The sequence below is a fragment of the Aerococcus sp. L_32 genome, assembly GCF_050689315.1.
Genome location: NZ_JBOEQF010000514.1, coordinates 1 through 1,260 on the forward strand (window position 1 = coordinate 1; position 1,260 = coordinate 1,260).

Sequence of the window (1,260 nt, forward strand, 5' to 3'; positions counted from 1 at the left end):
TTTAGCCTTAGCCGCTCACAAAGCACTTGAAACCGCCATGGCAGATTTATTGAAGTAAAGGAAGGTAGCTATGTTAAAAAACGAAAGAATGCGTAAGCAATTTAAAAATCATATTTATTCAGGTAAGGCGTTACAGCTACCTGTAGCACCGGATGCCTTAGCAGCAAAGATCGCTGAAAAACTAGGTTTTGATGCGGTCTTCTCAGCCGGTTATGCAACCTCTGCTTCAGCCTTTGCCATGCCAGACCGCGGGGTAACAGATTTTGGTAAGTCCCTAGAGCGCACTCGGGACATCATCAATGCCGTTGATATTCCGGTATTCGCCGATTCAGACACTGGATACGGTGACTTGGAAAATGTACGCCGGACGGTTGAAAATTACGAAGCTATTGGTGCAGCTGGCATCTTCATTGAAGACCAGGTTTGGCCCAAACGTTGCGGGCACATGTCTGGGAAAATGGTTGAACCAACTGAAACCCTAGAAGAAAAAATCAAGGTGGCAGTAGCAGCTCGTAAAAACGATGATTTCTTAATCATGTCAAGAACAGATGCAAGAACCGTTTATGACCTAGAAGAAGCTATTGAACGTAGCCGTCGCTATAAGGCTGCTGGGGCTGATTTAATCTTTATCGAATCACCACGAAGCTTTGAAGAATTTGAAGAAATTCACGAAGCCTTCCCAGACACCTTTATGATGGCGAACATGATTGAAGGTGGGTTAACACCATTAACTAAGACCGCTGAACTAGAAAAATTAGGTTTCAATATTATCGTATATCCAACGGCTTTAACTTACGCCCAAGCCTATACAGAAAAGAACCTACTACAAACCTTGTTAGATGAAGGCACAACCGAAAACTACCAGGACAAGATGATTACATTTGACGAATTCAACGACTTTATTGGTTTAGATGAAGTCAACCAAAGAGATAGTGCATACGCACCAGAGAATATGTTGAAATACATGAATTAATTTAAGAATTAAAAAGACGAAACGAAATGAGGGAAACGAATGACTTATATGTTGTTAATCATAGGCGCAATTATACTAGCTATCTTCTTAGGGGAAAAATTTGATGTCAATGCAGGGATAGTTGGGGTCGTCTTTGCTTACATACTAGGTTCTTTCATGATTGGACTTAGTCCCGATGAAATTTTTGCCCTGTGGCCAGTTGAATTATTTATGATGATCTTCGGGGTTTCCTTCTTCTTTAACTTTGCCAATGAGAATGGGACCTTAGAAATTATCGGCCACCACTT

Annotated in this window: 1 protein-coding gene and 1 pseudogene; both read left to right on the forward strand. The window is 41.3% G+C overall.

Translation table 11 applies throughout. The annotated features are described in order from the left end of the window. Positions 1–70 precede the first annotated feature (70 nt). A complete protein-coding gene (locus ACRCJ0_RS14360; protein WP_059349171.1) occupies positions 71–973 on the forward strand; it encodes an isocitrate lyase/PEP mutase family protein in 903 nt (300 codons plus the stop codon). A gap of 39 nt (positions 974–1,012) precedes the next feature. Next, positions 1,013–1,260, forward strand: a pseudogene (locus ACRCJ0_RS14365) (SLC13 family permease); the annotation flags it as partial.